The 24,381-nt window shown below is 48.6% G+C and carries 23 protein-coding genes and 1 pseudogene; 2 read left to right on the top strand and 22 right to left on the bottom strand.

From position 1 onward, the window contains the following. Nucleotides 1–293: 293 nt before the first annotated feature. The 13 genes from AC6ESP_RS24875 to AC6ESP_RS24815 form a co-directional block, all read right to left on the bottom strand. A complete protein-coding gene (locus AC6ESP_RS24875; RefSeq protein WP_497099424.1) occupies nucleotides 294–737 on the bottom strand; it encodes a GtrA family protein in 444 nt (147 codons plus the stop codon). After that, entirely contained in the window at nucleotides 721–1,707 is a 987-nt protein-coding gene (locus tag AC6ESP_RS24870) for a glycosyltransferase family 2 protein (RefSeq protein ID WP_497099423.1), read from the bottom strand. Before AC6ESP_RS24870 ends, AC6ESP_RS24875 begins: the two co-directional genes overlap by 17 nt. A gap of 51 nt (nucleotides 1,708–1,758) precedes the next feature. Next, nucleotides 1,759–5,616 carry a glycosyltransferase family 39 protein gene (locus tag AC6ESP_RS24865; protein WP_497099429.1) on the bottom strand — a complete coding sequence of 1,286 codons (3,858 nt, stop codon included), beginning with the start codon at nucleotides 5,614–5,616 and terminating at the stop codon, nucleotides 1,759–1,761. Between the two features lie 157 nt (nucleotides 5,617–5,773). After that, nucleotides 5,774–7,303: a lysine--tRNA ligase gene (gene lysS / locus AC6ESP_RS24860; RefSeq protein WP_497099428.1), complete on the bottom strand. Its 1,530-nt coding sequence runs from the start codon at nucleotides 7,301–7,303 to the stop codon at nucleotides 5,774–5,776. 74 nt (nucleotides 7,304–7,377) lie between these two features. Beyond that, nucleotides 7,378–7,854, bottom strand: a complete 477-nt coding sequence (gene greA, locus AC6ESP_RS24855; protein WP_497099422.1) for a transcription elongation factor GreA — start codon at nucleotides 7,852–7,854, stop codon at nucleotides 7,378–7,380. A 309-nt stretch (nucleotides 7,855–8,163) separates the two neighbouring features. Further along, entirely contained in the window at nucleotides 8,164–9,165 is a 1,002-nt protein-coding gene (gene dusB / locus AC6ESP_RS24850) for a tRNA dihydrouridine synthase DusB (RefSeq protein ID WP_497099421.1), read from the bottom strand. Nucleotides 9,166–9,230: 65 nt separating this feature from the next. Next, entirely contained in the window at nucleotides 9,231–9,440 is a 210-nt protein-coding gene (locus AC6ESP_RS24845; protein ID WP_497099420.1) for a helix-turn-helix domain-containing protein, read from the bottom strand. After that, nucleotides 9,392–9,943 carry a 2-amino-4-hydroxy-6-hydroxymethyldihydropteridine diphosphokinase gene (folK, locus tag AC6ESP_RS24840; protein ID WP_497099427.1) on the bottom strand — a complete coding sequence of 184 codons (552 nt, stop codon included), beginning with the start codon at nucleotides 9,941–9,943 and terminating at the stop codon, nucleotides 9,392–9,394. Before folK ends, AC6ESP_RS24845 begins: the two co-directional genes overlap by 49 nt. Then, a complete protein-coding gene (gene folB / locus AC6ESP_RS24835) occupies nucleotides 9,921–10,307 on the bottom strand; it encodes a dihydroneopterin aldolase (protein WP_497099419.1) in 387 nt (128 codons plus the stop codon). The genes folK and folB overlap by 23 nt, the downstream gene beginning before the upstream one ends. 32 nt (nucleotides 10,308–10,339) lie before the next feature. Further along, nucleotides 10,340–11,233, bottom strand: coding sequence for a dihydropteroate synthase (folP, locus tag AC6ESP_RS24830; protein WP_497099418.1), 894 nt, complete (start codon nucleotides 11,231–11,233; stop codon nucleotides 10,340–10,342). 27 nt (nucleotides 11,234–11,260) lie between these two features. Then, complete coding sequence (locus tag AC6ESP_RS24825; RefSeq protein WP_497099417.1) at nucleotides 11,261–12,157, bottom strand: aminotransferase class IV; 897 nt, start codon at nucleotides 12,155–12,157, stop codon at nucleotides 11,261–11,263. Further along, nucleotides 12,154–12,735, bottom strand: coding sequence for an aminodeoxychorismate/anthranilate synthase component II (pabA, locus tag AC6ESP_RS24820; protein WP_497099416.1), 582 nt, complete (start codon nucleotides 12,733–12,735; stop codon nucleotides 12,154–12,156). Before pabA ends, AC6ESP_RS24825 begins: the two co-directional genes overlap by 4 nt. 32 nt (nucleotides 12,736–12,767) lie before the next feature. Next, complete coding sequence (locus tag AC6ESP_RS24815) at nucleotides 12,768–14,330, bottom strand: anthranilate synthase component I family protein (protein WP_497099415.1); 1,563 nt, start codon at nucleotides 14,328–14,330, stop codon at nucleotides 12,768–12,770. Between the two features lie 239 nt (nucleotides 14,331–14,569). Here AC6ESP_RS24815 and AC6ESP_RS24810 point away from each other — a divergent pair, with 239 nt between their 5' ends. Further along, complete coding sequence (locus AC6ESP_RS24810; protein WP_497099414.1) at nucleotides 14,570–14,686, top strand: YjcZ family sporulation protein; 117 nt, start codon at nucleotides 14,570–14,572, stop codon at nucleotides 14,684–14,686. Nucleotides 14,687–14,794: 108 nt separating this feature from the next. On the opposite strand, the gene cysK is transcribed toward AC6ESP_RS24810, so the two are convergent. The 7 genes from cysK to nadA form a co-directional block, all read right to left on the bottom strand. Next, the gene (cysK, locus tag AC6ESP_RS24805) at nucleotides 14,795–15,733 is read right to left on the bottom strand and encodes a cysteine synthase A (RefSeq protein WP_497099413.1); all 939 of its coding nucleotides are present in this window, start codon (nucleotides 15,731–15,733) and stop codon (nucleotides 14,795–14,797) included. 127 nt (nucleotides 15,734–15,860) lie between these two features. Beyond that, complete coding sequence (locus AC6ESP_RS24800) at nucleotides 15,861–16,808, bottom strand: peptidylprolyl isomerase (protein ID WP_497099412.1); 948 nt, start codon at nucleotides 16,806–16,808, stop codon at nucleotides 15,861–15,863. A gap of 17 nt (nucleotides 16,809–16,825) precedes the next feature. After that, nucleotides 16,826–17,725 carry an Hsp33 family molecular chaperone HslO gene (gene hslO / locus AC6ESP_RS24795; protein ID WP_497099411.1) on the bottom strand — a complete coding sequence of 300 codons (900 nt, stop codon included), beginning with the start codon at nucleotides 17,723–17,725 and terminating at the stop codon, nucleotides 16,826–16,828. Continuing rightward, nucleotides 17,725–18,498, bottom strand: coding sequence for a type III pantothenate kinase (locus AC6ESP_RS24790; RefSeq protein WP_497099410.1), 774 nt, complete (start codon nucleotides 18,496–18,498; stop codon nucleotides 17,725–17,727). The genes hslO and AC6ESP_RS24790 overlap by 1 nt, the downstream gene beginning before the upstream one ends. Beyond that, nucleotides 18,495–19,379, bottom strand: coding sequence for a carboxylating nicotinate-nucleotide diphosphorylase (gene nadC, locus AC6ESP_RS24785; RefSeq protein WP_497099409.1), 885 nt, complete (start codon nucleotides 19,377–19,379; stop codon nucleotides 18,495–18,497). The genes AC6ESP_RS24790 and nadC overlap by 4 nt, the downstream gene beginning before the upstream one ends. Continuing rightward, a complete protein-coding gene (nadB, locus tag AC6ESP_RS24780) occupies nucleotides 19,372–20,988 on the bottom strand; it encodes an L-aspartate oxidase (RefSeq protein WP_497099408.1) in 1,617 nt (538 codons plus the stop codon). Before nadB ends, nadC begins: the two co-directional genes overlap by 8 nt. Before the next feature lie 42 nt (nucleotides 20,989–21,030). Then, nucleotides 21,031–21,969, bottom strand: a complete 939-nt coding sequence (gene nadA / locus AC6ESP_RS24775) for a quinolinate synthase NadA (protein WP_497099407.1) — start codon at nucleotides 21,967–21,969, stop codon at nucleotides 21,031–21,033. 22 nt (nucleotides 21,970–21,991) lie between these two features. Here nadA and AC6ESP_RS24770 point away from each other — a divergent pair. Next, nucleotides 21,992–22,036 (top strand): annotated as a pseudogene (locus AC6ESP_RS24770) (hypothetical protein); the annotation flags it as partial. Nucleotides 22,037–22,317: 281 nt separating this feature from the next. Here AC6ESP_RS24770 and AC6ESP_RS24765 read toward each other — a convergent pair. Continuing rightward, nucleotides 22,318–23,280 carry an ABC transporter permease gene (locus AC6ESP_RS24765; protein ID WP_497099406.1) on the bottom strand — a complete coding sequence of 321 codons (963 nt, stop codon included), beginning with the start codon at nucleotides 23,278–23,280 and terminating at the stop codon, nucleotides 22,318–22,320. 1 nt (nucleotide 23,281) lies between these two features. Continuing rightward, nucleotides 23,282–24,376, bottom strand: coding sequence for an ABC transporter permease (locus AC6ESP_RS24760; RefSeq protein WP_497099405.1), 1,095 nt, complete (start codon nucleotides 24,374–24,376; stop codon nucleotides 23,282–23,284). Nucleotides 24,377–24,381: the final 5 nt, after the last annotated feature.

The following is a 24,381-nucleotide window of genomic DNA, read 5'->3' as shown; positions in this document are numbered from 1 at the left end:
AATCTATGGGGCAGTTTCGCTCGTTGTTCAGTTTTCAAAGAACAATTCTTCTTGTTTTGTTTCTCTCGTTCTCGCCGTATGTCTCAGCGGCGACTCATATAATATATCACAAGCGCCTATTCGATTGCAAGCTTTATTTTATATGTTTTTATAGATTCTTTTATATTCCTATAATAGACTCCAACCTTCATAGATTCCCCACGTCCCCCCTACAGTTATCTTCTATATAACACGCTAAGATTCTTCCTACAGAAAGAGCAGGTCTACGCATCATACGCAGACCTGCTCCCTATCTAACTCCTCACTCTGAATACCCATCGTTTACTGCCTATGAAGTTCACCACTAGAGTTGCACCCGTAACAAGAAGCTTGGCAAGCCAAGCGTTCAACCCCCACTGCTCCTTAAGCAAGTACAACAGAGGCAATGATAGACCAAGAACGGCTAAGTTAAGAATAACGAATCGAATAACCTGTCCCAGATCGAGCTTCTTATCGTTTCCAACCGATGACAGAGGTGCAGACTGTTTTTTGAAGGTAAACCAAGAATTCATCATGTAGCTGTTCACCATGCCCGAAGCATAGGATACAATCTGAGCCGCAATATAATGTACGCCCAGCCAGACCAGAACCATATACACGATAAAATCAACTGCCGTGTTCATTACACCAACTAGATTGAACAGAATAAACTGCTTAGCTGATTGCTTCCTCTGTGCAGCTTCAACGGACATACTCATGCTCGCGATCTTCATCCTTGGTGCTTGCCTGCTCTTCCGCTTGGAACCCCTGTGTTTCTCTTACTATATATAGAGGCCTATTCTTCGATTCATCGTAGATACGCCCAATATACTCACCAATTACGCCGAGCAGCATCAGAATGATGCCGTTGAACAATAGATTGATCGCAACGATTGATGTCCATCCTTGCATATTGGCAGTAGTGAACAGCTTCTGGAACAACACGACCAGCAGATACAAGAAGCTTGTTAGCGATAAGGTGAACCCGAAGTACGTGGCGATTTTTAATGGCTTATACGAGAAGGAGGTAATCCCGTCCACGGCGAAGCTGATCATTTTCTTCAGTGGATACTTCGTCTCACCAGCGAATCGTTCTTCACGAACATACTCGACCATCGTCTGACGGAATCCAACCCAGCTGACCAGCCCCCTGACGAAGCGGTTCTTCTCCTTCAACCCGCGAAGCACGTCGCATACTTTACGATCGATCAGGCGGAAGTCGCCTGTATCCATCGGTATATCGAAGTTGGTTAAGCTCCTCATCGTTCGGTAGAATAGCATGGCGGTTACTTTTTTGAACACACTCTCGCCTTTGCGCTTCAGCCTTTTACCATAGACGACCTCATAGCCTTCCTTCCACTTCTCGATCATAAGCAGCATAACTTCAGGAGGGTCCTGCAGATCAGCGTCTATAATAATGACCGCATCGCCTTGCGCATAGTCCATGCCGGCAGTAATTGCAATCTGATGGCCGAAATTCCGAGAGAAATTAATGAGCCGAACATGGCTATCTTGCTGGCAGATGGAATCGACGATCTCAACCGTTCTGTCTCTGCTACCGTCATTAATGAAGATAAGCTCGTAGGGCTCTCTATAGCTGTCCATTACCGACTTCAGCTTCGCATACGTATGCGCGATAACCTCTTCCTCGTTATACATCGGCACTATAATACTATAAGTAGCGGCCATCTTCTTCCCTCCTGTCTTACGCTGAATCATTCTCTTCCTCGGATTATCCCATTAACTGAAGAACACCCAGGAATGGAACCATCTCAGTGTATAAGCGACATACTCTCGACTTACTTCCATACCGGAGAGCACGGGATAAAATAAAATAAACAGCAGTACAGCTCCACCTACATAGATGTACCTTATCCATCGCCGCTGCGGTCTCTTCTCTTCAATCAGCTTGAACATATAGACAATCGCAAGAATCATGAACGGCACCATGGCAAAATAATGATAAATAAACGTCAGCCTAGGAACGAGCATCCACGGCAGGTATTGCGACAGATAAGCGATCCATAGGATATACATCCTCTTATCCTTGCGTTTTAGGCTCAGGTACAGCGCACCGATAACAGCGAATAGACCTGTCCACCAAATCAGCGGATTGCCAAAAGCAGATATAGCCGAGATATCAGCTGGGTCCATCAAGTTCTTGCCGCTGTAATACCATACCGGACGTTTCATGAGCGGCCATTCCCACCACTGCGAGGAATACGGGTGCGTCGCTACCAGCTGACTATGATAATCGAACATATGCTTCTGGTAATCGATCAATCTAGTCAGTGTATAGCTGTCACCCTCCACCGCTAAGACGGGGATGTAGGACAAAGCATAAATAATGAGCGGTATAACGACGAAGAAGACCATACAGCTCACTAAAGTAAGAATCGTGTACCGCGGGAACGCTCGAACAACACGGCGATAAGCTTCAGCATCTTTCTTTTGCTTCCCATTCCCTGCCAATGCACGCTTAGCTGCTGCATATTGCCGATATCGCTCGAAGAGCACGATCCCGAGCATGACAGCAAGGCCAGCACCGCCGTACAGAACAATCCACTTCGATGCTACGCCAATTCCGAAGAAGAGACCTGCCCAGAACAAAGGCACGAGCGTCTTACGGAGTGAGTACTGGTAGAAGCTCATCGAATAGAACTTATACATGAAATAGAACATCAGCATAATGAAGAATACGCCGTATACATCAATCGTTGCAATCCGTGTCTGTGTAAAATGCATAAACTCCGCTGCCAGCAGCAGCGAAGCTGCAATGGCATAACCGCTCTTGCGGAAGATTCGCAGCGCAAACAGATACAGCAGCGGAATCATCGCAATGCCGAACAAGGTACCGATAATTCGCCAGCCGAACGGACTTAATCCGAACAGCTTAATTCCTAGCGCTATCAGCAGCTTGCCAAGCGGAGGATGCGTATTCTCGTAGGCTTTTATTCCTTCGAGATGCTCATAAGCGGTTCGTGCATGGTAGATCTCATCGAAGTACGTACCGTTCATATAATTAGCTTGATAAGAGACATGCGACTGTTCGTCAAATAAGCGGCCGGCTGACGAGTCTGCCGAAGCACTAGTTCCCACATCGAGATCCTGCACAGTCTGGATCACGAGAGGCTCCTTGCTCCCCTTACTATAGAAAGCTATCTCCTGCATGGAAAAGCCGGTTGATACGACAGTGATCTTGGCATAACGCGCCTGCAGATCAACGGTCTGGCTCGTCCACTTCAGATTGTCCCCTACCTCCTGCTCCACCTCGATTGGTGACACCCACACATCCGGCGTTTCTCCGAACTCCAGCTTATATTTGCCGGTTCCGACACCACCGAAGCTATTCACCTGCTCCAGCTGTACCGACTGACCGAAGTCGACATAGAAGCTTTGACCAACAGTCTCTGCTTTCCAGCCGCTGCCTAAGCTCTGCGTAGAGCCTAGGCTCCACAAAGCAACAACAGCATACAGCGCTGTGATAACAGACATCCAGAGCCAATCCTTCTTATGGAATTTCAGCTTGGGGCTGCTCTCCGAAGGATGCCCCTTCACTGCAGGATGAACTTCCTTGAGGAGCTGTGCATCTGCCTCGCGCAGCTCCTCAGCTGTGATGGGCGAAGCAGAATGACGCCTGTTCCTGATATAGATATCATAGCCGACATACAGCATATAAATAAGCAGAGCAATGTTAGCAATGGAGCATAGAATAACGATGCCGTCCCCGGCCGGATGCTGATTCACCTCACTGAACGCAAGTACATAACCAACATTCACGAAGCCGGTAATGCTGAGTCCCAGCAGGACATGTAGAATACGACGATCCTGTTCGGCTATATAGGCGAATACGGCAAGCAGAATAGCCGGGAACAAGTAACGCTCATGCATTTTGGCCGACAATATAAATACGATTGTAATAAGGATCAGCGCAATATAATAGGATTTCGATAAATCCCGCTTCTGTGGACCTCTCAGCGAGAGCCACGCTGCCATAATAACTGCAAATCCAATCCCAATATTGCCCCATGCTCCATAGCTCAGCCCAAGCCAAGTGTCCTCTAGTGCTGCCCAATTGCCGCCAGTTAAGGCGTATAGATTGAAGGCATTGAGTGTTGCGTACGGATATGAAGATAATGTTGTTTTATAGAGATCAATCATCCCTATGATGCCGCCATTATTCCAGAAGAACGGAATTGCGAGCACCAGATAAGCTATGATGCCGTAAAGGATGCTGATCGCTGTTCGTTTCCATTCTTTCTTATGCCAGAATGCGAAGAGCAGCACTGGTGTGAAGATCAAGGCCTGCGGCTTAATTAAGACAGCAATAGCGAACCAGATAGAGCCTCGCTCGACGCGATTATTCGCAATGCCATGAATAGCGAGCACCAGGACTAGAGCAAAGATAGAGTCTACTTGCCCCCATGCAGCAGAATTCACCCATATAGCGGGATTCCAAACATACAGCATGGCAAGTCCGGCTGCCGCCGAATAGCCAAGCTTCTTCTTGCTGAACTGGTAGATGATCCAGCTCGTTGCGATATCTGCAAGAATAGCAGGGAGCTTGAATAGAACTCTGGCACCGTCCGAAGCAGGATCAAGGCCAAGCAGCGACTTAATTGCTCCTAATACATATAGCACGTACAAATAGCCTGGCGGGTAGTCAGCGAACAGCCCTTCCTGGTAGAAGTTCGCTATGCCGTTCTCATAAGCGTGATTAGCCCAGAACATAAAGGTATTCAAGTCAGGAACGTAGCCTGGTATTCTTACTGCGATACCAATTCGGAAGACGAATGCGATGAATAAGACAGCAATAAGCACATTCCGATTAGCTAGATATGGATCTGACCTATTCTCATTCAAAGAAATAGGCTGACGAAGTTTTCTGTTATAGAGGATAAGGAATAATGCCCCGAATAATGCAGACACCGCCAATACAGGAAAAGCTGATATTTTCTTAGGATCAACCTCTTGATCGGATGGTGCCGCCTCGCCACTCGTATCTGAAGGCACGAAAGAAATGACCTCCGCACCTTCCGGTGCTCCTGATAATTCCATCATAGCCAAATCATCGAACCAAGCTTGTCCCGTATTCAGACTGCCATAGCCGCCTAGTCCTATAGCGAGCTTCAGCTCCTTCTGATCAGGTCCAGTCTGTCCATAGAAGGAGAGTGACTTCCACTCGCCACCTGTACTCGAATATTCCGGGAATGTCCCATTAACGCCCAGAACAAAAATATTAGCTCCGGATGCGCCTTCTCCCGCCTGTGCAACCTTCACCCATCCGGTAACATGATAGTAGGTATTAGGCTTAACCTCAATGGATTGCACCCATTTGGCATGGTTGGGCTGCACATTATGAATGCTCGCGGAACCGCTGCCTGAATGCGTATTATTTCGCTCAACGGAGAACTGTGTAGCTTCACTGCCAGACAGCCATACATCCTGAGTCCACGCCTCAAGCACACTGCCTTGACCTTGCTCGAACCCTGGATTGCTAACCATATTCTGACTTTCAGCATGCCCAAGCGTTGCAGGCACCATTCCCAACAAGAGCAATAACAAGATCATTACAGCTCGCAAGGCAGTTTTCCACATCAACAGCACCCTCACCTCTGCTCAAAGTATGATTGTTTATTTTCAGCCTATTTCTTCCTAAAAATACATTTCAACTTTAAAGGAAAATAGGAGGTCGGTCAATGTAATCACACAAAAAAACCGCTTGGGGTATAGTCCCCAAGCGGTGTAAGCTTCTCTATTCGCCCGCACGCTGTTCACGCATATGTGGGAACAACAGTACATCACGAATGGAAGGTGCATCAGTAAGTAGCATAATAAGACGGTCAACGCCGATACCGAGTCCACCGGTAGGCGGCAGGCCGTATTCAAGAGCACGAATGAAGTCTTCGTCCATCTCGTGCGCTTCATCATTGCCTTGCTCACGCTCAACAAGCTGAGATTCGAAGCGGCTGCGCTGATCGATTGGATCATTAAGCTCTGTGAATGCATTCGCATGCTCTCTGGCAACGATGAACAGCTCGAAGCGATCTGTGAAGCGCGGATCATCGGCATTCTTTTTGGCCAGAGGAGAGATTGCAACAGGATGCCCTGTAACAAACGTCGGCTGGATAAGCGTGTGCTCACCATGTGTTTCGAAGAACGCATTAAGAATGTGTCCGAATGTCATATGCGGCTCAACAGGAACTTTGTGCTCCTTCGCTAGACGGTGAGCTTCCTCATCACTCATCTCTACACTGAAGTCCACACCTGTCGTTTCCTTCACAAGATCCACCATCGATACACGACGCCATTGTGGCGTAAGATCAATCTCTTGCCCTTGATAGACGATCTTGGTCGTACCAAGCACTTCTTGCGCAATATGCACAATCAGATTCTCAGTGAGCGCCATAATGTCTTTGTAATCTGCATACGCCTCATAAAGCTCGATCATCGTAAACTCTGGATTGTGGCGAGTCGACATGCCCTCGTTCCGGTATACCCGGCCGATCTCATATACCTTCTCCAAGCCACCGACAATCAGACGTTTCAAGTGAAGCTCAATCGCGATACGCATATATAGCTGCATATCAAGCGCATTGTGATGAGTAATGAATGGACGAGCCGCAGCTCCACCTGGAATAGAGTGCAGCGTCGGAGTTTCAACTTCCAAATATCCTTTGGAATCGAGGTAACGACGCATGGATTGGATGATGCGGGAACGATAGATGAACGTCTGCTGTACATCTGGGTTCACAATCAGATCAACGTAACGCTGGCGGTAACGAAGCTCAACGTCCTTCAATCCATGGAATTTATCCGGCAATGGAAGAAGGGATTTCGTCAGCACATCAACATCTTGCGCTTTAACTGATACCTCTCCCGTGTTCGTCTTGAAGACAACACCATGAACGCCTACGATATCACCGATATCAAGCAATTCAAAAGCCGCGAATTTATTCTCCTCGACTGTATCCTTACGGACGTAGATTTGAATCTTGCCGCTCAGATCCTGAATGTGGGCAAAACCAGCTTTACCCATTCCGCGCTTCTGCATGATTCGGCCAGCTATGCTGACCTTAACAGCCTTAGCTTCCAGCTCTTCTTTAGTGAGCGATTCATAAGCCGCCACAATGTCTTTGGCATTGTGCGTTCTCTCGAATTTGCCTCCGAATGGATCAATCCCCAGAGAGCGAAGCTCGTCCAATTTGTCCCTACGAATCTGTAGAAGCTCGCTTAGCTCCTGCTCTTGCTCTACCACATTGTTGTGCTCGTCCACTTCATTCATCTCCTCAACACCGCTTGAAACGTTCAAAAAGCTTCCGCTAAGGAAGCTTTCTGAAAACAATCGCAGTGCAAACCTTATTTTTTAATATCGACGATTTTATATTGAATAATGCCGGCGGGTACGCTGACGTCTACGACAGTGCCTTTTTTCTTACCCAGAATCGCTTTGCCTACCGGACTTTCATTCGAAATTTTGTTCTGCAGCGGATCAGACTCCGCGGAGCCTACGATCGCATATTCAGTCGAATCGCCATATTCCAGATCCTCGACCGTTACGGTTGAACCGATGCTCACAGTTTCAGTGTTAATCTCATCGCTGTTGATAATACGGGCGTTACGCAGCATTTTCTCCAGCGTAATTACTCGACCTTCGATGAAGGCTTGCTCGTTCTTGGCGTCCTCATACTCAGAGTTCTCGCTTATATCTCCGTAACCGATAGCGACCTTAATCCGTTCAGCCACTTCACGACGCTTAACCGACTTGAGGACTTCCAGTTCCTCTTCAAGCTTCTTTAGGCCTTCTTGAGTCAGAATGATTTCCTTAGCACTCATCTTATTCGATTCTCCTGTCGTGTGACATATTTTCATACGGTGTATGAATTCACTGTTACTTAATATATTACGCTCCCCGTGCGTCATGCCAACGGGCCAAGCAGATGGGTAAAAACGACTGCATCGTTGATGTATATTGCAAGATTATATTTCAAAGTTACCCTGAATGTCAATCAAAGCCAAATATGCTACTGAAACCGCTTTACAGTTGCCCAGTCATAGAGCATGATCTCCAGTATGTATGAATGATAGGCAAAGTTATGATAAGAAGAGGGCAATGATGATTACTCGTTTCCCCTCTTCCACCTATTATTGTACGCTGCCCGCTGCTAAAGCTTCTTCATCAAGAGAGATGATGTAGTTATCTAGAATCTCAACCATACGGTCACGTCCGGTTTCTTCCATGATGACATCCTTAACTCGTGCCGCACCAGGGAGACCCTTGAGATACCATGCTAGATGCTTGCGCATCTCGCGAACGGCAACAGATTCACCCTTCAGTGCAATGAGACGATCCAGATGCAAGATAGCCACTTCCAGCTTCTCGCGAGGGAGTGGATCAGGCAGAAGTTCACCATTCGACAAATACTGTATAGTCCGGTATAGCATCCATGGATTGCCTAGTGCGCCGCGTCCGATCATTACACCGTCACAGCCCGTATGATCGAGAAGACGCTGGGCATCCTCAGGGGAGAATACATCACCATTACCGATTACGGGAATACTTACCGCTTGTTTAACATCTTTTATAATGTCCCAATTAGCCTTGCCTGTATACAATTGTTCACGTGTACGTCCATGCACGCTAACCGCTTTGCCGCCTGCACTTTCAACAGCCTTCGCATTGTCTACCGCAAAGATGTGCTCATCGTCCCAGCCAATACGCATCTTCACGGTAACCGGCTTGCTCACATTCTGAACTACCGCCGATACCATTTCATAAATCTTGTTCGGGTCCAGCAGCCAGCGTGCACCTGCATCGCACTTCGTTACCTTCGGAACCGGGCATCCCATGTTAATATCGATTATATCAGCATTCGTCTGTTGATCGACAATTTTCGCTGCCTCCACCAAGGATTCGCGGTCGCCCCCGAATATTTGCAGACTAAGCGGCTTCTCTCGCTCATCGACGAATAGCATCTCCATCGTGCGTTTGTTGCCATGCAGGATAGCCTTGTCACTGACCATCTCAGCGCAGACAAGGCCTGTGCCGAATTCTTTGGCAATTAGACGAAAAGCCGGATTGCACACGCCTGCCATAGGCGCGAGCACGACTCTGTTCTTCATCTCAATATCTCCGATCTTGAGCATGTCTTCTCTTCCTCCTCCTCCTTTATCAGTATCTATTTGTGCCAGCATTTCTATAATGAACGGGACTATTTATCTGTATCGGTTAATTCGTCATAGCTAATACCGAGCGTATCGGCAATGTTCGTTAATAGCTTCGGATCAGGCTTGCGAGTACCACGCTCTAGTGATCCCAGAACCGCAACAGATACGCCTAGCACCTTCGCTAACTCTTGCTGAGTATAGCCTTTCAGCTTTCGGAACGCTCTAACTCGTTGAGCCAATTGATGGTTTTCCATAACGTGATGCCTTCCTTTCCATCCTGAAGCGCCGCAGCTGCAGCTGTCGCAACCTCATCCTCAAGCGGATGGGATTGCTCTATGACATCACCAAGCGGAACGAGTACGAAGGAACGCTCCATCATGCGCGGATGCGGGAGCGTAAGCTCCTCACTATCCATCAAGACGTCAGCATACAGCAACAGATCAAGGTCTATGGTGCGCGGCCCGAAGCGAATGTCCCTCACACGGCCAAGAAGCCGTTCTGCATCAAGCAGCATGTGAAGCAGCTCCAGAGGTGCCAGCGTTGAATGTACTGCAATAACCATATTTAGAAACACAGGCTGATCGGTATAGCCTACAGGATCAGTCTCATAAATACCTGATAGGCGAAGCACTTCGATGCCCGGATATTCATGCAAATAGTGTACAGCCCGCCTTAGAAGCAGCTCCCGATCGCCAATGTTAGAGCCTAATGCGATATATGCGGTCGTGCTCGGCTTATACGGGAATTGCGCGTCCATCAGCATCCCGCTTTCTGCGCAGCTCGACTGTAACACCATCAAAATGGATATCAAATGGCGGATTTGGCTTCGTTACACGAACCGTCACTTCATTTATCATAGTATAAGCCGCAAGTACATGTGTTGCAATGCCGCCGGCTAAAGCTTCAATTAATTGGTAGGGCTTGCCTTCGACGATTGTTTTCACAAGCGCATGTATTTCGGCGTAATTAACGGTATAGTTCAGATCATCCTCATTCGCCGCCCGCTCCAAATCCAGCTTCAGCTCGAGATCAACCCCGAATTTCTGTCCAAGCTTATTCTCTTCGGCAAATACACCGTGATAGCCATAAAATTGCATGCCTTTGACAATCATGTTATCCATGAGATAACCCTCGCTTTCTTCCTGTAATCTACCTAACGCGGATACAAGATCGCATCCGCCATCTTAGCAGCCCGCTTATTAGCCTGAACATCATGCACGCGGACGATCTGGCAGCCCTGAGCAATACCTAGAACTGTCGTGGTCAGTGTACCCTCCACAACATCATTCGAAGGAAGCTCCAGCACTTGCTTGATAAAGCCCTTGCGTGAGGTGCCCAGCAGCACAGGGTAGCCAAGCGCGTTGAGCTCAGATAGATGGGCCATCAAACGCAGGTTGTCCTCAGCGGTCTTGGCGAACCCAATGCCGGGGTCCAGCCAGATTCTATCTTCTGCAATGCCGGCTTGCTGGGCAATATGAATACTTGCTTGCAGGTCAGCAAGCACATCAGGAACGAAATCGCCATAGTCCTTGTCATGCCGATTATGAGTAATAATAACCGGGGCACCGCACTCAGCGGCAACCTTGGCCATTAATGGATCATACTTCAGTCCCCAAATGTCATTAATGAGATGAGCACCTGCCTCCATGGCTTGGCGTGCTGTCTCCGCTTTGTACGTATCAATAGAGATCGGCACATGAGGGACTGCTGCCTTCACGGCTTGAATGACTGGAAGCAGCCTTCTCAGCTCCTCCTCTAGGCTGACCGGCTCGAAGCCAGGTCTCGTTGATTCTGCACCAATGTCAATGATATCCGCGCCTTCATTGACCATTGCTAATGCATGGGTAGCAGCAGCTTCAGCATGATTGTGGCGGCCGCCATCTGAGAAGGAATCAGGGGTGGCGTTCAGAATGCCCATAATGAGCGTTCGTGCACCCAGCTCAAGCTTAACTCCATCACCAAAGTCATAGGAGCGACTCCAGATAGACGGCTTCCTACTCTCGCTGCTTCCCTGCTGTGCTGTACCTAATCCTCTTCTGAGCTCCATCGCGTTTATCACCCTGTTCCTTTCTATTCATACCTCTAGTCCTTCATTAGCCAGACTGCCAGTATCCATCCGATAAGCCATTAACAGCTGGCGCAGAATAGGTCCCGCTTGCCCTTGCCCTATAAGGGTAGTGTCGCCTGCCTCATCCGTCAGACGAGTAATGGGAACGAGCTCTTGAATAGAGGTCGTCATCCATACCTCCTCTGCAGCAAGCAAGTCCGGCATACGATAATGCCCTTCCTCCGTGTGATAGCCGTTTAGTCTAGCGAGCTCAAGCACTCGCTTCCGAGTAATGCCAGGCAATATGCCCGTATCTATAGAGGGTGTACACACCATGCCGTCTCTCACAAAAAAGAGATTGCTCACAATGCCTTCTGCCAATAGACCTTCACCACTTAGCATTAAGCCTTCTGCTCCAGCTGAAGCTCCGCTAGCCAGCAGCTCGCGCTTGGCAATAATATTGTTCATATAATGGAGTGATTTGAATCGAATGCTTCCTTCGGGCGTATTCCGGATCGTCTTAAGCACTCTTAGCTCCTTGCCTTCCGTGTATAATGCTTCGCTGTGCGGAGGCAGGGCTTTGATCAGCATAAGCTCTGTTGGCTGCTCATAATCTCCAGAAGGCAAGCCGAGCTCACCCTCGCCTGCGGTGACCGTTAGACGGATATAACCGTCCGCAAGCTGATTGACTCGCAGAAGCTCGCCTATCAGCTTCTCCATAGCTGCCTGGTCTGGCTTATACGCAATGCCTAGCTCCTCACAGCCCTCAGCCAGCCTGCGCAGATGACGATCCAGCAAGTAAGGCTCGCCCCCATAGGTGCGAAAGGTTTCGAACAACCCCATTCCGTACAAAAAGCCGTGATCATAAATTGAGATCACAGCTTCGCCAGCTTCCATCACTGACCCGTTAAACCCGATTCTCATCGAGCCGCGCCAGTCCGAATTTGCAAGAAGTTACGAAGCAAAGTCAGCCCGTGCTTCGTTATTATCGATTCCGGGTGAAATTGTACGCCTTCAATCGGATACTCTTTATGCCGAAGTGCCATAATTTCTCCCTCAGCTGTCTCTGCGCTGATCTCGAGGCAATCAGGCAGCGTCTCACGCTTCACAATCAGGGAGTGATAACGAGTCGCCGTATAAGGAGATGGAATACCTTCGAATATCGTTCTGCCGTCATGAATAATCTCAGAGGTTTTGCCATGCATCAGCTTCTCTGCGCGCACAACGTCACCGCCGAATGCTTGTCCAATGGATTGATGACCGAGGCAGACACCGAATATTGGAATGATTCCTTTGAAATGATCGATTAATGCCAAGCTAATGCCCGCTTCATTCGGTGAACATGGTCCCGGAGAGATCAGCAGATGATCAGGCTTCAGCGCTTCGATTCCTGCAAGATCGATCTCATCATTCCGTTTCACGACTACTTCTTCGCCCAGCTCGCCTAAATATTGCACCAAATTGTACGTAAACGAATCGTAGTTATCAATAACAAGAATCATCGCTCCCGCTCCCCTTCTATCCTGCTTAGCCGTTATGAGCGGCCTGCAAGCTCCGCATATTTTTCACTATACTGAATGGCCTTCCACAACGCCTTAGCCTTGCTTAGAGATTCATAGTATTCACGCTCCGGATCAGAATCAATGACGATTCCTGCCCCTGCCTGAATATGTACGCTGCCATCCTTCACTGCCATCGTTCTTATTATAATATTAAATTCCATATCGCCATTATAGTCAATCCATCCAAGAGAACCGGTATAAGGTCCGCGTCTAACTGGTTCAAGCTCCTCTATGATCTCCATTGTTCTGATCTTAGGTGCTCCTGTAATGGTACCGCCAGGGAAAGTAGCTGCAATAACATCATAAGCATCTTTACCTTCCGCAAGCTGTCCTACAACCTGCGATACGAGATGCATGACATGGGAGTAGCGCTCAATAACCATCAGCTCCTCCACCTTAACCGTCCCGTAGGTGGATATCCGTCCAAGATCATTGCGTTCCAGATCGACGAGCATAATATGCTCAGCCCGCTCCTTCTCGCTCGAGATCAGCTCCTCCGCCATCAGCAGATCCTCTTCCTCCGTCTTGCCCCGCCTCCGTGTGCCTGCAATCGGACGTGTAACCAGCTTACTCCCCTTCTGCTCAACAAGCAGCTCAGGCGAGGCAGATACTAGCTGGAAGTCCGGGCAGCGCAGGAAGCCCATGAATGGGGAAGGATTGAATATACGCAGCCATTCATATAATTCCTCTGGGGCTAAGCTCAGCTCCCGGCTCTGACGCACCGATAAATTCACTTGGAAGACGTCGCCTTGGCCGATATATTGCTGAATTCGTCTTACTGCATTCATGAATGCCTCTTTGGAGAATGGCGATGTAATTCCTGCCACTGATTCTACATCAATATGAAGGCTGTCATCAGCCATCAGCTGCTTGCGCTGCTCGCGCACAGCCTCCTTAGATGGCGAATGGCTGAAATGCTTGTGCCAGAAAACAGCCATTTCATCTGCCTTAACAACTGCAGCCTCATAATGCTCTCTTAAGACAGCTGCTTCCACATCGCTTTCAATTGCTGTATGCACAGAGCAATAGAGCATCTGCTCGACATGATCTATAACCCACAGCTCATTCATTCGCAGAAACAAATAATCCGGCAGACCTAGATCATCCGATGCCAGCACCGGCAGTCGTTCAATCGAGCGAATCACATCGTAGGCCCAGAAGCCTACACAGCCGCCTGTCCATTTGGGACCTTGTTCAAGCTTGGGAGATTGATATGGCTCCATGAACCGGCGCACGACCTCTAGCGGTTTCCCTTGCCACTCTGAGGTCGCTGCTGCGCCTCCCTGCAGATCATAGGTTGTCGATTGAGCCGACAGCCCTTTGCCGCGTATCATCGCTGCTGGATGCAATCCTAGATACGAATATCGGCCATCTTTACCGCTCTCCAGTACAAAAGCATGAGGAGATGCCTCTTGCCACACCGATTCCCATGAGGATACACGCACAGCATCCATAGGAATTTTTTTCAACAATGGCAAGGTCGTGTACTTACGTTCGGCGTGCCACCCCGACCACTGCTCATAAGCGGTGTACATCACCTTCAACCCCCGTTCAACAAGCTTGTTTGATCTGCTAAGTATACCGAATCAAGGGTAAAAAGAAAAGACTGCCGCATCCTCAAACCCCATGCTGTGTGCATCCCCTTCCAGCTGTCCAGCGGCTTGTCAATCTGGGCATATGACATGGATATAATGTCCACGGAACAAACACCCAATCACATTGCAGCCTGGTGCATAAATTACAGTGTATCCACAAATGCAAGGAGGTGCTTTAAATGTCCGGATATGTTGGTGGAGCATTCAATAACACAGGTGCCATTCTTGTACTTTTCATTTTGTTGGTCATTATCGCTTGCAGCTGCGGAATTTTTGGCGGCGGCTTCGGCTACTAAGAATGATAAATAAACCGCTAGGAGCCTATGTGCCTCCTGGCATGTGAACATTCGTATACAAAAGAAGCCCTCCATTCAAGCGATGGAGGGCTTCTGTCATTACAGCTATTAGTTATCGAAGTTGAACAAAGGCGTAGACAGGTAACGCTCACCGTTACTTGGAACGATGGCAACGACACGTTTGCCTTTACCCAATTCTTTGGCTACTTTCAATGCAGCGAAGATAGCAGCGCCGGAGGAAATACCGACAAGCAGCCCTTCTTCCTTGGCAGCACGACGAGCATATTCGAACGCATCATCGTTCTCTACTGTAATTACTTCGTCATAGATATCACGGTTCAGAATGTCTGGCACGAAGTTAGCGCCAATACCCTGAATTTTATGTGGACCAGGCTGGCCGCCAGACAAGATTGGCGATGCAGCTGGCTCTACTGCAACAATTTTGATGTTATCGAAGTTCTTTTTCAGTACTTCACCTGTACCTGTAATCGTTCCGCCCGTACCAATACCAGCAACGAATGCATCCAGCTTGCCATCAAGGGAGTTAATCGCCTCAACGATTTCTGGACCTGTCGTTTCACGGTGGATTTTCACATTCGCTTGGTTTTTGAATTGTTGCGGGATGAAGTAGCTAGGATTTTCTTTTGCCAGCTCCTCCGCCTTGCGAACTGCACCGTTCATGCCTTCGGAGCCCGGAGTCAGAACAAGCTCAGCACCATAAGCACGAAGCAGGTTACGACGCTCAATACTCATCGTCTCAGGCATAACAAGAATCGCTTTGTAGCCTTTAGCTGCTGCTACAAGAGCAAGACCGATACCTGTGTTACCGCTAGTAGGCTCTACGATCGTATCACCTGGTTTAATGCGTCCCTCTTGCTCAGCAACCTCGATCATGCTGATTGCAATACGGTCCTTTACGCTTGCACCTGGATTCTGGTACTCCAGCTTTACATAAATTTCTGCACTATCCTCAGGAACGAGACGATTCAAACGGACTAACGGTGTTTCACCAATAAGTTCAGTTACGCTTTGTACAATTTTGGCCATGGGAATGATGTCCTCCTTATTCCGACTAATTCAGTTGGTATTTTGACTAATTCCATATTATCAATGACCTGTATCCGTTGTCAATAGCTACTTTCCATCCTATTGAAATTAATAGGGATTAGGACTCTTACATTTCTTTTATCGCATCATATTTGAGCAGCAGCTGGTCCTCTACTTCCTCCAAAGGCTTCGCGTGTGATAAAGCTAGCTGCTTGCGGGCCGTCTCATAAAGAACACGCCCCGTTAGGGCGGAGGTCCTCTGACGCTCCGTTACACGAATGATAGCATAGCCCTCTTCAACCTTCAGCGGCCCTGCCATTTCTCCAGTCTGAAGTCTGCTTGCCGTATCCATCATAGCTGCATCATAAAAAGGATCATCGGAATCAATCAGGCCTAGATCACCACCTAGCTCTGCTGTGAATTCATCAATGGAATACGACTCAGCAAGCTGAGTGAAGTCATCGCCATCGGCCAATCGATTAAGCATATTCTCTGCCTCACCGAGAGATTCCGTCACAATCCACTGAAGATGAAGCTGCAGACGGGGAGCGAACTGCTCGGAATGCTCCGATATGTATTGCTCCACATCGACTTCGGATAGAATAACAGGCAGAATAGCTATTTTCTCCAACAGAAGCTTGTACTTGAGATCCTCCAGCACATCATCTCTGGACATGCCTAGCTGCTCATTCATAATCTGATAAAAAGCATCCTCATCATCATAGCCTGCAATCATAGCAGCCAGCTCCCGTTCCTGCTCCTCCGCAGACACTTCCAGCCTCTGTGCCTCCGCTTCGAGATCGATAGCTTTGCGCACCATCATTGTTCTTAGTACAGTATCGCCGTACTGCGCATACAGCTTGCTCTCAAGCTCCCCCATCAGTATCGGAGAACCACCTACTGTTGCCGCTATATCGCCATCCAAGACAGCCTCACTGCCAGAATGTGCTTCTGTCTCCTCATCTGAATCTGGTTTCATCATAGGAGACATTCTAACTACAACAACAACACTAAGAACAATCATGCACACCGCTTGAAGAACGACAATCGTCTTCATTACCCCGAATTTCTTCATTCCCCTAATGCCCCCGCCTATTGGATCGGCTTCGGTTTGGCTTGGTCGAGCAGCTTCTCCAGCTGGTCGCGGTCAAAAGTATACGCTTCGTTGCAGAAATGGCAAACGACTTCCGCTTTTCCGTCATCCTCAATGATTTGCTGTAATTCCGATTCTCCTAAGCTGATCAGTGTCTGTGCCACTCGTTCTTCGGAGCATTTGCATTGAAATTTCAACTCCATCGTATCGTGGATCTGCAGATCGTCTCCAACGATTCTACGAAGAATACCTTCAGGCGTCTCACCTTGATCCAGAAGGGCCGTCACATGCGGCATCGAGCCAACAGCCTGCTCCAAGCGAGTAATCTCCTCATCCGTCAGGCCTGGCATTAGCTGTACAATGAAGCCTCCGGAATGGATAACGCATCCGTCAACATCTACGAGAACTCCAAGACCTACGGCAGATGGCGTCTGTTCGGATACTGCGAAGTAATAAGTGAAATCCTCACCCAGCTCTCCAGACACAATAGGAACGCTCCCGCGATAAGGCTCTTTGAGGCCGAGATCTTTGATCACATGGAGATAGCCTGTCCGCCCAACAGCACCAGCAACGTCAAGCTTGCCATGCTCATTGCTTGGCAGCAGCACTTCAGGGTTATCTACATACCCGCGCACTTCCCCGTATGCATTAGTGTCAACAACAACTTGTCCGACCGGTCCGTCGCCTTTTACTTGAACCGTCAGCTTCTCTTCACCCTTCAGCATGGCTCCCATAATAGCTCCTGCTGTCGCTGTACGTCCTAAGGCAGCAGTAGCTGTAGGCAATGTCTGATGACGACGCTGCAGCTCCGATACAAGCTGTGTTGTACAGGCTGCGAATACGCGAATTTTACCACCCCATGCCGTACCTCTGACTAGAATATCTTGTGTTCGCTCCACTATGATCCCTCCTGATTCCGTTCATATATGATTCGTAACCCCTCCAGAGTCAGAAGAGGGTCGACTAATTCTATCGTTTCCGATTCTGCACTAATTAACTCCGCAAGACCGCCTGTTGCAATTACTCTAGGTGACACTTGGAACTCGCTGCGAATACGTTTGACAATACCATCGACTTGTCCTGCATAGCCAAAAATAATGCCTGCCTGCATAGACGTCACCGGATTCCGGCCAATTACGCTGCGCGGTCTAACCAGCTCAATTCGCGGCAGCTTAGCCGCACGCTGATACAAGGCCTCTGTCGATATGCCAATACCCGGCACGATGGCACCGCCAAGATAGCTGCCGGAAGCATCAATATAATCGAAGGTTGTAGCTGTTCCGAAGTCTACCACGATTAGCGGAGCTCCATACTTCTCAATTCCGGCTACCGAATTCACAATACGATCCGCCCCAACCTCACGCGGATTCTCATAACGTATATTCAGACCAGTCTTGATGCCTGGTCCAACAACGAGAGGCGTTTTGCGCAAATACTTCTTGCACAGCTCCTCGAGCGTCCGCATCAGCGGCGGCACGACGGATGAAATAATAACGCCATCCATTTGATCCAGCTTAATGCCTGCATAATGGAATAGATTGTGAATATTCATGCCATATTCGTCCACTGTAGCGGAGCGGTTCGTGCTAAGCCGCCAGTGATGGAGCAGGCTCTTATGCTTATAGACGCCAAGTACGATGTTCGTGTTGCCGACGTCAATAACTAGAATCACAGCGTGGCGCCTCCTTTTTTCTCATTCAGATCCAGACTGATATCAAGCGCGTGGAAAGAATACGTCAGAGCGCCTACCGATATCACATCCACACCGCATACAGCGATGGAGTGAATAGTCTCAAGGGATACGCCGCCCGATGCTTCCACTATAACATGCGGAGAACGGCCTTTAATAAGAGCTACAGCCTCCGTCATGAGAGGAGCCTTCATGTTATCGAGCATAATGATGTCAGCACCGCAGTTCAACGCCTCTTCCACCTGGCCAAGCGACTCCGCCTCTACTTCAATCTTCATCGTATGAGGAATAGCTGCACGTGCGGCTTCCACAGCTTCACGAATGCCGCCTGCCCCTTTAATATGATTATCTTTGATCATCACGGCATCATAGAGACCGAATCGGTGATTGGCTCCACCACCTACGCGAACCGCGTATTTCTCCAGTTGACGATGCCCCGGTGTTGTTTTGCGCGTATCTACAAGCCGAACAGGCAATCCTTGCAGCGCTGTGACAAAAGCATTCGTCTTCGTCGCAATACCGGACAAGCGCTGCATGAGATTGAGTGCCAGACGTTCGCCAGTTAATAGACTGTGTGTGCTGCCTTGGACAACAGCAAGCACGGTGCCCTTCTCTACTTGCTCACCATCTTGTACCTTCGCATCAAAGACCAGCGTCGGATCTACAACCTCGAATACAAGCTTAGCAACCGGAATGCCTGCAATGATGCCGTTCTCCTTCACATGTATCACTGCTTTGGAATGCGATCCTGCAGGAATCGTTGTTGCTGTTGTTATATCTCCACTGCCGATATCCTCAGCCAGCCAGCTGCGAATCTGCTGCCGCAGGGCATCATTGTATCCGCTGAACGTCGTCTCAAACATGAATTATTCGCTCCTCTGTCATCCCATGTAAACGGTGAAGCACGGTATGCTTCTGCCATACTGCATCATCCCGGTCTGGGAAGTCTTCGCGATAATGAGCACCGCGGCTTTCCTCGCGCTGCAGCGCTGATTCAGTCGTCACTATTGCGCAAGTGAGCAGATTGGCGAATTCATATTCTTCCCGTTTCGTTAGCACGGATTGGAAGATGGATAATTGACGCTTCAGCTCTTCAAGACCTTTTTCCAACCCTTTTTCGTCGCGGCGCAAGCCTACATACCTAACCATAATCTTTTGCAGCTTCAGACGCTTCTCCACAACTGCTTGCATAGGGAGGCTGCTGCGCTCTTCTTCATTATGAATAATTGGCTGAGTCTCCAGCGGAGCAAGCTTGCTAATGCTATCCACAATACGCTTGCCGAACACGATAGCTTCAGACAAGGAATTGCTGGCTAGACGGTTAGCGCCGTGAACGCCTGTCGAAGATACTTCTCCACATGCATACAGCCTACGTATATTGGTTTCCCCGTTTAAATCGGTTTTAACTCCACCCATCATATAATGGGCCGCCGGAGCTACTGGAATCCAGTCCGTTGTTAGATCTAGTCCATATTGCAGACAGAATTCATATATATTAGGGAAACGGTGCTTGACCATCTCCGGAGATTCGTGGGTCACGTCAATATAGACGAATGTCGATCTGGTTTCTTCCATCTCGCTAATAATGGCGCGCGCAACAACATCCCGAGGGGCCAGCTCCAGCTGTTCATGATAACGATCCATGAATCTTTCCCCTTTGATGTTGCGCAGTATCGCTCCTTCGCCACGAACCGCCTCCGATATAAGGAACCGCGGCGCGCCAGGATAACAGAGGGAGGTTGGATGGAATTGGATGAACTCCGCGTCCTGTATGTAAGCTCCAGCCCTGTAAGCCATAGCGATGCCATCGCCGGTAGCTACATCAGGATTAGTCGTATAACGGTAGAGCTGTCCAGCTCCGCCGGAGCATAGAATTGTCGCTTTCCCACGAATATACAATCGTTGTCCATCCGGCTTCTGTACGACTACCCCGCAGCATTCTCCATCTTGTGTAACTAGATCGATAACGAAATGATCATCCCACACCTCAATCTTAGGATCAGCGATCGCTTTCTCCGATAAGGCGCGCACAATCTCATAGCCGGTAGCATCACCATTAGCGTGCAGAATTCTGCGCTGACTATGTGCTCCTTCCTTCGTTAAGGCAAACTCTCCGTTCTCAAGATCGAACCTAGTACCCATGTTAATCAGATGATTAACACCTGTCGGACCCTCATGCACCAATGCATCTACCGCCTCAACGGAACATAGCCCAGCACCAGCGATCAAGGTATCCTCACGGTGATAGGCAGGGGAATCATCATCAGAGATAACGGCTGCTATACCGCCCTGAGCATAGCGAGTATTGCTGTCGAGCAGCGACTTCTTCGTAATCATAAGCACCGAATTATCGTCGTCGCTAACCCTTAATGCGGTAAAAAGACCGGCAATGCCGGCCCCGATCACGATAACGTCTTTATCGATTACTGGCAAATCCTTCAGAGATATATCTACAAGGTATCTAGGAATCATGAATATCGGCGCCTCCAGGCATAGGAGTAGCGCATGCTCCTCCTACTTCACGAGTAACATACGCTCCAAGGACAAACGGGCTTGCTCCGCAACTTGCTCCGGAACATAAATTTGTGGCTGCATCGTTTCGAGGCATTTCACCAGCTTCTTCAGGTTGTTCACTTTCATATTCGGACAAACCAGATATTTCGATGCAAAATGGAAGGTTTTGTCCGGGCTGTCCAGTCGCAGCTGATAGCCTGTTCCATCTTCTGTTCCAACGATAAACTCTTTGGCGTCCGATTCTTTACAATATTTGAGAATGGCAGTTGTGCTTCCAACGAAGTCTCCGAGCTCAACGACCTCTGGACGGCATTCTGGATGAACGACAAACTCCGCATTAGGGTATTTCGCTTTCATCTCTTCTACGTCTTTAACCGTCAGCATGTCATGAGTGTTGCAATAACCTTCCCAGATGATCATCTTCTTATCGGTATTCTGCTGTACGTAGTGGCCTAAGTTTTTGTCTGGTACCCAGATTACTTCATCGCCTTCTACCGAATTAACAACTTTGACTGCATTCGCTGAAGTACAGCAAATATCTGTCTCTGCCTTGATCTCTGCAGAGGAGTTGATATACGTAACAACGGTCGCGTTGGGATGCTGCGCCTTAAGCTTGCGCAAGCCATCAACATTAACCATGTCAGCCATTGGACAGCCAGCGCGCTCGTCAGGAATAATGACGGTTTTGTTAGGAGCAAGGATTTTGGCGCTTTCGCCCATGAAATGTACGCCACAAAAAACGATAACATCAGCATCCGTCTCCGCTGCCTTCTGTGCGAGCAGGAAGGAATCTCCACGGAAATCCGCAACCTCTTGTATTTCGTCTCTTTGATAATAGTGTGCTAGAATGATGGCGTTACGTTCTTTCTTTAATTGCATTAGCCGTTCACGCAGCTCACGGTTCTGTTCCGCTTTGCGTTCCAGTGCCAGTGCTTCCACAATAGATCCTCTCCTCTTATGAGGGATGGGGGTTCATTCCCATTCCGTATCAGGCCCGACTTTGTGAATTGATGCACAATCTTATCAAGTCGTTTGCCTCTATAGTTTGACCAATAGGTATAATTCATTTGTTAAGGTTTAATTTACTCCAGGCAGAAGACGCTGTCAATGCGTTATGGTCTATTCACGGGTTTCCCTGTAACTTTTTTTTGAGAATGTCCCAAACCTCTTGCTGCATGTGGAGGTCACAGCCCTGTTTCTATTGTTCAGAAAAAAAAGTCTCCTTCCTTGACTAGAAGCTTTATCGCTCCGGTCTATAGAAGAAGACTTCTTTATTATATAGCTTATCTAACGCTTCGCAGGATCATAGGGCTCGCCCAGCGCACCTGGTGCGGCAGAGCGTCCTACCGCGCCTGCAAGCACGAGTAGGGTAAGCACGTATGGAAGCATGTAGAATACTTCATTAGGAATTTGCTGCGACCACTCGAAGAGCTGCGCGAAATTCCGAAGCGCTTGAGCGAAGCCGAAGAATATAGCAGCTCCCGCAATACCAAGCGGATTCCACTTCCCGAATATAACAGCAGCAATCGCGATAAAGCCCTGACCTGAGATCGTATTATGTGCAAAGTTGCTTGTTGTCGTAAGCGTAATCGTAGCACCACCGAGTCCAGCAAGCGCACCGCTAATCATAACGCCGATATAGCGGTACTTCTTCACGCTAATCCCAACCGTATCTGCAGATCCAGGATATTCACCTACTGAACGAAGGCGAAGCCCGAATGTGGTTTTGTACAGGACAATGTAGCTGATGATAACCAGTCCAATGACGATGTACGTAGAAGGGTAAGCAGTGAAGAAGCCTTCACCGAGGAATGGAATGTCCGACAGCCAAGGAATATGAAGCTTAGGAAAGACATTCTCTAGTGTTGGTGTCTGACCTGAGCCTTCATATAAACTCTTGGTCAAGTAGATCGCTAAACCTAGTGCCAGTATGTTAATAACAACACCGACGATGGTCTGATCCGCACGGAATGTAATCGTCGCTACCGCATGCAGCAGGGAGAAGATTACCCCGTACAGCATGGCGGCGAAAAAGCCTATCCAAGGAGCTGATTCGACCAGTCCTGCTTGTGTAGCATAATCCGTAACGACAGCAGCAGCGAATGCCCCTGATATCATAAGTCCTTCTAGGCCAATGTTCACTACACCGGACCGTTCCGAGAAGAGGCCGCCTAACGCAGTGAAGATTAGCGCCGTTGAGAAGACGAGCGTAATATTGACTAACTGACCCAATACTTCAAGCACGTTCATCTTAAGCTGCCTCCTTCCGTTTTTCCGCGCGGCGATTTAAGAATGGCTTCAAGAAGAACCGAACGATTCCGTGAGAAGCGATGAAGAAGATGATACAACCGATAACGATGCGGACGATCTCTGTAGGCACGTTAGCTCCGAAGCTCATACCTGCCGAGCCGTAGCTCAAACCGCCGAACAGGATAGCGCCGAGTAATACGCCAATCGGTGTATTGCCTCCAAGGAGAGCAACCGCTATACCATCGAAGCCATAGCCCCATGAAGAAGCCATTACCGTCTGATAGCCGAATACGCCAAGTATTTCGAAGGTGCCGCCGAGCCCAGCGAACACACCACTTATGAACATTGACTTAACAATGGTACGATTCACGTTCATGCCTGCATATAAGGCAGCGTCTGGATTAAGTCCAACTGCTCGCAGCTCGTAGCCTTGCTTCGTTCTCCATAGAATAATGTAGAACACAACAACACCAATAATAGCGAACAAGGTGCCCCAGTGCATACGGGCATTGCCCATCTCCTCAGACAGCCATTTGATTGCCATGGAAGCCGAAGGGCTTACATTCTCCGATTTCTGTTGGCCTTTGATGACCAGGAATGTAGCAATGATGTAGTTGGAGAAGAACAACGCTATCCAGTTCAGCATGATAGAGGAGATAACTTCATTTACCCCTCGGGTTGCCTTCAGATAACCTGCAATTCCTGCCCATATCCCCCCGAACAAGCCACCCACAAGAATAGCAAGAGGAGCATGAATGAACCAAGGCAAATCTAGAGATACCCCGACAAGCGTCGCACCGGTCATCCCCATCATGAATTGTCCTTCTGCACCGATATTGAACAGACCGGTACGGAATGCGAATGCAACAGCTAGTCCTGTGAAAATCAGAGGTGTAATAGCACGAATGGCTTCCCCAATATCATACGGACTGCCGAACAGCTTCTTAACCAGGGAAGTGTACGCCAAGAATGGATGATAACCCCCTGCCCACATAGCAATCGCTCCGCATAACAAGCCTAGAACGATCGCCACGAGAGGTACAAGAACAGATTGCACATTAAACAGCTTATCGAATACGTTTTTTGATTTTCCCATAAAAG

The organism is Paenibacillus xinjiangensis, from assembly GCF_059686975.1.
This window is presented reverse-complemented; position numbering and strand designations above follow the sequence as displayed.